4 protein-coding genes and 1 pseudogene are annotated in these 6,779 nt (G+C 72.3%); 3 read left to right on the top strand and 2 right to left on the bottom strand.

The features are described 5' to 3' along the window. A pseudogene (locus tag UW392_RS04350) lies at positions 1–156 on the top strand (6-phosphogluconate dehydrogenase); the annotation flags it as partial. 78 nt (positions 157–234) lie between these two features. Here the strand turns inward: UW392_RS04350 and UW392_RS04345 are convergent. Next, positions 235–1,533, bottom strand: coding sequence for a lipase family protein (locus UW392_RS04345; RefSeq protein ID WP_320773512.1), 1,299 nt, complete (start codon positions 1,531–1,533; stop codon positions 235–237). A 294-nt stretch (positions 1,534–1,827) separates the two neighbouring features. Between UW392_RS04345 and UW392_RS04340 the strand changes: the two genes are divergently transcribed. Further along, positions 1,828–4,710 carry a peroxidase family protein gene (locus UW392_RS04340; protein WP_320773511.1) on the top strand — a complete coding sequence of 961 codons (2,883 nt, stop codon included), beginning with the start codon at positions 1,828–1,830 and terminating at the stop codon, positions 4,708–4,710. Continuing rightward, positions 4,697–6,118, top strand: coding sequence for a hypothetical protein (locus UW392_RS04335; protein ID WP_320773510.1), 1,422 nt, complete (start codon positions 4,697–4,699; stop codon positions 6,116–6,118). Before UW392_RS04340 ends, UW392_RS04335 begins: the two co-directional genes overlap by 14 nt. 69 nt (positions 6,119–6,187) lie before the next feature. Here the strand turns inward: UW392_RS04335 and UW392_RS04330 are convergent. Next, the coding region (locus tag UW392_RS04330) for a thiamine pyrophosphate-dependent enzyme (protein WP_320773509.1) at positions 6,188–6,779 on the bottom strand (592 nt) is incomplete at its 5' end.

Below are 6,779 nucleotides of genomic sequence, written 5' to 3'. Positions count from 1 at the left end.
GAGGCGGCCATCGACAACGCCGTCCCGCTGCCGGCCATCACCGCCTCGCTCTTCGCCCGCTTCGCCTCCCGCCAGGAGGACTCGCCGCAGATGAAGATGATCGCCGCGCTGCGCAACCAGTTCGGCGGCCACGCGGTCGAGGCGTCGGGGAAGTAGCCCGCGCCGCCCCGGTACGGGACTGCCCCGTCGGCCCGGACGGGCCGGCGGGGCAGTCCCGTACCGGGGCGGGGACGGCTACAGCACGTCCCCGAACTCGCTCAGCACGCCGGGCGGCGCGAGCGCGTTCACGTAGTGGCTCGGGCCGTGGTCGTCGAAGGAGTACTTGAACGGGACCGTGCGGGTCAGGGCGAGGCGCGCCGCGAAGAACGCCAGCGGTGCGACGACGGCCATGCCCGCGAGCGTGTCCATCTGCGGGTACTGGGATTTCGGGTCGTCGTTCTCGGTCCACCCGGTGGCACGCGCGCGCAGCAGCGGTTCCAGGGACCGGCGGGCCGCGTCCGTCACCCGGACCGTGAGGTCGCCCCAGCCCGTCAACGGGCGCGCGAGCATCGTCCGGGCGGTGTCGCCCGGCACGGTCAGCGCCTCCACCAGCGAGTCGAAACCGGACAGCAGGAGGGTGTCCACCAGGCTGCGCGGCCTGCGGTAGTGGAACTCCCGGCCGAACGGGGCGTACGGTCCGACCGGCCTGGGCGGCAGGGCCGGCACGAGGTCCCGGTCGAAGATGTAGCGGATCAGGCGCTCGCGGAGCACCGGGGTGCCGGAGGGACCGACCGTCTCCTCGCAGGCCCGGGCCAGGTCCGGCCCTCCCACCATGGGCTGCCCGAAGGTGTAGACGCCCCTCAGTTTCTCGGCGAGGCGCCGGTAGCGCGGCTCGTGCGTGAGCATCACCGCCATCAGGGCCGCCATGGCGGCGCCCAGGCTGTGCCCGGTGATGTAGAGCGCCTTCAGTCCGTCGCCGCGGGTGCCGGAGACGCCGGGGACCACCGACTCCCCGCGCAGCGCCCGGTCCAGCGCCTCGACGACCAGGTGCCGTGTCGCACGCACGTTGCGGTAGAAGCCCGCGTGCACCTGGTACCGCTTGCCGTCGAGCTCCACGTCCAGCATCTCGGGGCGTACGTCGGCGTCCGTGAGGATGCTGACGATGTCCTCGGGCTGGGTGCCCCGGTAGCAGAGGATCACGATACGGCGGTCCCGGTCCTGCACGAGGTACGCGCCGGACGCGATGTACATGGCGTCCACGCGCTGCTCCACCGACCAGCACTCGCTGCGGTCCAGCCCGAGCCGCGTCATGATCAGGGTCATGGTCGCGGGGTCCGTCCGCAGTCCGTACCCGGCGTACGCGTACGCCGAGCAGGTCGCCATCACGTGCGGCACCACCCCGTCCGGGTCCGGCTGCCCCTTGTCCTCCAGCAGGCGTTCCGCCAGGTCGGGGTAGACCGGGAAGCCGGTGAGGCCCGGTTCGACGTCGGTCTCGGACTTGAGCGGCCGTACCTCGGCAAAGCTCGGGCCCCTCGCACTGTGTTCGTCCTGCATGATCGCCCTCCCCCCGGGTCGTGGCTGCAACGGGAGCCCGAGCACATCACCGGCACGGCCGCGATCGGCAGTCGTTCCCCGGCCAATCCCCCGTCCGCCCCGTGGGGCTGCTGGGGTCGGGGACGCGGACGGGCCACGTGCCGCGGGCAATCCTGTCCGTCACATGCGCACCCGTCCCGGGACGCACGAGGCCCCGGCCCGGCGGCATGGCGGGAAGCGCCGCTACGACCGCCCGGTGCCGCCGGTAGCGTGCTGACCCCCGCGCCGTTCCAATCCGTAGGTACGGAGGCGACGATGGCGACGACAGCCGAGACCGGGCAGTACGAGCGGTACGAAGGCGGCAGCCCAGAAGAAGAGCGCCGGACCTTCGAACGCCTCGCCCGGGAGATGATGCAGGTACAGCTGAGGAACCGGCGTGCCGGAGGCGGGAACATCGCCCGCGCCTTCCACGCCAAGGCGCCGGTGGCCGTGGAGAACGCCCGCCTGCGCTTCCACGACGACCTCCCCGCGGCCCTGCGCGTCGGCTTCGCGCAGCCGGGTGCCGAGTACCCGGCGACCGTGAGGCTGTCCAACGCGAGCGGCATCCGGCAGGGCGACGGCGCGCCCGACCTGCACGGGATCGCCGTACGCGTGCGGGTGTCGCAGGACGAGAGCCATGACCTCCTGGCGACCGGTCACCCCGTCTCGCACGCCCGCGACGCGCGCGAGTTCGTGGCCTTCGCCAAGGCGATGGCGGGTGCCAGGAACCCCGTGCAGAAGGCCTTCGGCCTGTTCGTGAAGCTGCCGCTGGCGGTGGGCCTCGGGACCGCGAACCGCATGCGCAAGAACGTCACGGCCGCGACCCGGCGGGTGATCGGCTCGCTCGCGACGGAGACCTACTGGAGCCGCGGCGCCCTGCTGTGGGGCGACGCGGGCCCCGTGCGCTACCTGCTGCGCCCGGTTCCGGGCACCCCGCCCGCGAGCGCGCCCGACCGCAAGGACCCCGAGTACCTGCACCGCGAGTTCGCGCGGCGCCTCGCCGGCGCGGACGTCGTCCACGAGCTGTGCGTGCAGCGCTACGTGGACGAGCGGCGCACCCCGGTCGAGGACACCTCCGTCGCGTGGGAGGAGTCCGTCGCGCCCGCGCTGCCGGTCGCCCGGCTCACCATTCCCTCCCAGGACCTCGACGGCGCGGAGGCCCGGGCGGCCGCCGCCCGGATCGAGGACCTCACGTTCAACCCCTGGTACACGACGGACGACTTCCGTCCGCTGGGCAACCTCAACCGGGCCCGGAAGGCCGCGTACAAGGCGGCGGGCGCCCACCGGCTGGGGATGCGCTTCCTGACCGAGGAGCCCCTGCGCAACCGGCTGCTCACCCCGCCCGTGGAGCGCGCGTTCACGCTGCTCAACCGGTACGTTCCCTGGTACCGGCTGTCGTACCGGCTGCGCCTGCTGAACCTGCTGTCCCTGCGGAGGGTGCTGCGCCGGGACAACCTGATCGACACCGAGCCGCCCGAGGCACCGCCCCGGGCGCAGCCCGTGCCCGACCCGGTGCCCGAGCCGCTGCGCACGGAGCGGTCGTACGACGGGGTCTACGACGACATGTCCGCGCCGAGGATGGGCGCGGTCGACGCCGCCTTCGGGCGCAACCTGAGGCCCGACTACCGTCCGGACCTCTTCGACGAGCCCAACCCGGTCACGGTGAGCCGCCGGCTCCTGCACCGCGAGACGTTCGTGCCCGCGACCTCGCTCAACGTCATCGCCGCCGCCTGGATCCAGTTCCAGGTGCACGACTGGGTCAACCACTCCCGCTACAAGACGGGCGACCGGAGCGTGGAGGTGCCGATGCCGCCCGGCTCCGGCGCCTGGCAGAACACCCCGGGCGGACCCGCCGAGAACGTCATGCGGTTCGCGGAGAACGTGGACAAGGAGCAGCCCGGCGGGCAGCCGCCGATCGTCTTCGGCAACACCGTCTCGCACTGGTGGGACGGGTCCGAGGTGTACGGCGCGGACGAGACCGCCGCGCGGAAGCTGCGCGAGCCGGACGGTGGTGCCAAACTGCGCCTGGAGGACGGCGGTTACCTGCCGTCGGGCCGGCAGAACGGCATCCCGCTCGCCGGGTTCACCGACAACTGGTGGATGGGGCTCAGCGCCATGCAGACGCTGTTCGCCCGCGAGCACAACACGGTCTGCGACGCGCTGCGCGCCGAGTACCCGGCGATGAGCGAGGACCGCGTCTACCAGACGGCACGGCTGGTGGTCTCCGCCCTGATCGCGAAGATCCACACCGTGGAGTGGACCCCGGCGATCCTCGGCACCCGCGATCTGTACACCGCCATGAACGTCAACTGGCAGGGCGGGCCGCCCGGGGACTGGACGGCCCGGCTGGGTCTGTGGCTGTTCGAGGCGGAGTCGCTGCGGGGCATCCCGCACACGAAGCCGGACCACGGCGTGGCGCCGTACTCGCTGACGGAGGACTTCGTCACCGTCTACCGCATGCACCCGCTGATCCCGGACGAGTTCGAGCTGTGCGAGCACCGCTTCGGCAAGCGGCGGGAGACGGTGGGCTTCCTGGACATCCACGGCCCCGCGGCCGAGACGCAGATCCGCAAGACGGGCCTCGACGACACCCTGTACTCGTTCGGCATCGCCCACCCCGGTGCGATCACCCTGCACAACTACCCGCGCTCGCTGCAGGAGTTCGAGCGCGACGGGGAGATCATCGACCTGTCGGTCGTCGACCTGGTGCGCACCCGGCGGCGCGGGGTGCCGCGCTACAACGACTTCCGCGTCGGCCTGCACAAGCCGCGTCTGACCTCCTTCGAGCAGCTCTCGGAGAACCCGGAGACCGTGGCCCGGCTGCGGGAGGTCTACCGCTCGGTCGACGAGGTCGACACGATGGTGGGCCTGTTCGCGGAGACTCCGCCGACGGGTTTCGGATTCAGCGACACGGCGTTCCGCGTCTTCATCCTGATGGCCAGCAGGCGGCTGCAGAGCGACCGCTTCCTGACGGTCGACTACCGGCCCGAGGTGTACACCCCGCTCGGCCTGGACTGGGTGGAGAAGGGCGACTTCAACTCCGTGATCATGCGCCACTGCCCGGAGCTCACCGCGCTGCTCCCCCGGGACGCGAGCGCGTTCGCGCCGTGGCGGACGGTCCGCACGACGGACGAGGGGGAGACGCATGGCCAGGGCTGACAGCCGGACGACGACCGGCGGCTCGGGACACCCCGGACTGGACGACCTGATGCGGCGCCCGCTCCTGGAGACCGTCTGGCGCCGCCGCACCCACCGGGTCGCCCGGGGGGCCAAGGTGCTCGCCGGTTCGATGACCTACACCTCCCAGCACGCCGCGCAGCCCCTGTCGGAGCTGGAGGAGGCGGTCCTGGTCGCGCTGACCGGGTCGAGCGGGCTCACCATGCCCGACCGGCCCTTCGAGGACGAGCACGGCACGCCCATCATGGCCAAGCCCAACCTGACCATGACGGGCCGGACCGCGGGCAGCCCGGACAACGCGCAGGGCACGCACTTCTTCCTCATCAACGACACGGGCACGTACTACCTGCGCAAGCTGGACCCCGCGCCGCACGAGCCGTTCGACGCGGACACGCTGATCGCGCGGGCGCGCGAGTCGAAGGTACGGGTCCTGGACCACCGTCTCGACGTCGCCACCACCGGTGATCGGGACTTCCCCGCCTACCTGGACTCGAACCGGTTCCTGTCCAACCGCGAGGGCACCACCCTGCTCTTCCCGGTCGTCGACCTGTCCCACCAGTACATCAACGCCCTCATGTACCTGCTCACCCAGCCGAAGGGGGCCCGGCCCACCTTCGTCGACGACCGGAACCTGTACCGTCCGGCCGGGGTGGAGAAGTGGGTGCGCAGGAAGTTCCTCAACAAGGACATCAAGGTGCCGCTCGGCGTGCTCGGCCCCATGCGCACCCAGATCGAGGCGGACCTGCTGCTGCAGAACCTGATGCTGGCGGCGGAGGCGATGGGCCTGGGTGCCTGGATCCACGCCTCGATCAACCCGGTGATCGCCCTGGGCCATCCGGAGTACTCGCGCCGTTACGGCCGGATGCTCGGCTTCACGTTCGTCACCCCGCGCTGGCAGCCCGCCGACGTATGGCGCTGGAACGTTCCGCTGCCGAAGTACGCGACCCTGCGCTCGCACCCGGTCGCCCTGCGCTCACCGCACGGCGAGACGCTGATCGAGGCCGCGTGCCCGCCCGCGTACGCGTCGATGTCCGACGCCGTGCAGGCCGTCTTCCGGGGGAAGTTCGGCACCGGCGGCACGTATTCCGACCAGGACGTCTTCAACCGCATCTACAGGAACGACTACGGGAAGACCTACCTGGCCGAGGCACGGGAGTACGACGAGCAGGTCGTCGAGTGCGCGAAGGACGTCTGCGAGTACGTCCTGCGCACGCACCACCGCTTCCCCGCGCACACGGACGCCATCCACGTGCCGGGCGTGTGGCTGCAGGTCCACCACGTCGAGACCGAGTACTACGAGCGGTTCTTCGCACACGGGCTGACCGAGGCGCACCGGGCGCACGCCGGGGTGTGGGACAGGGTGCCGGCGACACCGGCCGGCCGCGCGTAGCCGGGTCCGTCCGCCCGGGCCGACGGGCCCGGGCGGGCGGCGACGGTGGCGCCCGGACGACAGTGGTGCTCAGACGATCGGCGGTACCTGGCAGTCGACCAGGTGGGGGCCGGGTTCCGCGAGGGCCCGGCCCAGCAGCCGTGCGAACTCCTCGGCGGTGGTGGCCCGTTCGGCGGGTACGCCCATGCCGCGGGCGAGGTGGACGAAGTCCAGGTCGGGCGGGGACAGGTCGAGCAGTTCGGCGACGCGCCGTCCGCCGGGGCCGACGCCGAGGGAGAGCAGCTCCAGCCGGAGGATCGCGTACGCGTGGTTGCTGAGGACGACGACGGTGACGTCGAGTTCCTCGCGGGCCATCGTCCACAGCGCCTGGATCGTGTACATGGCGCTGCCGTCCGCCTCCAGGGCGATGACCGGCCGGCCCGGGGCGGCCAGCGCGGCACCGACCGCGGTGGGCAGGCCCTGGCCGATGGCCCCGCCGGTCAGGGTGAGCCAGTCGTGCGGGGGCGCGCCCGCGGTGGCGGCGGGCAGCCACACCCCCGAGGTGTTCGCCTCGTCGACGACGACCGCCCCCTCGGGCAGCAGCGCGCCGATCACCGCGGCGGCCGACTCCGCGGTGAGCCCGCCGGTGGGCGGCGCGGGCCGGGCGGGCGCCCGCCCGACG

Source organism: Streptomyces sp. CRN 30, from assembly GCF_034105845.1.
This window is presented reverse-complemented; position numbering and strand designations above follow the sequence as displayed.

What these genes read in the sequence shown, in the direction of transcription:
- UW392_RS04345 (WP_320773512.1), bottom strand. Translation starts at nt 1,533, where the DNA reads ATGCAGGACGAACACAGTGCGAGGGGCCCGAGCTTTGCCGAGGTACGG.
- UW392_RS04340 (WP_320773511.1), top strand. Translation starts at nt 1,828, where the DNA reads ATGGCGACGACAGCCGAGACCGGGCAGTACGAGCGGTACGAAGGCGGC.
- UW392_RS04335 (WP_320773510.1), top strand. Translation starts at nt 4,697, where the DNA reads ATGGCCAGGGCTGACAGCCGGACGACGACCGGCGGCTCGGGACACCCC.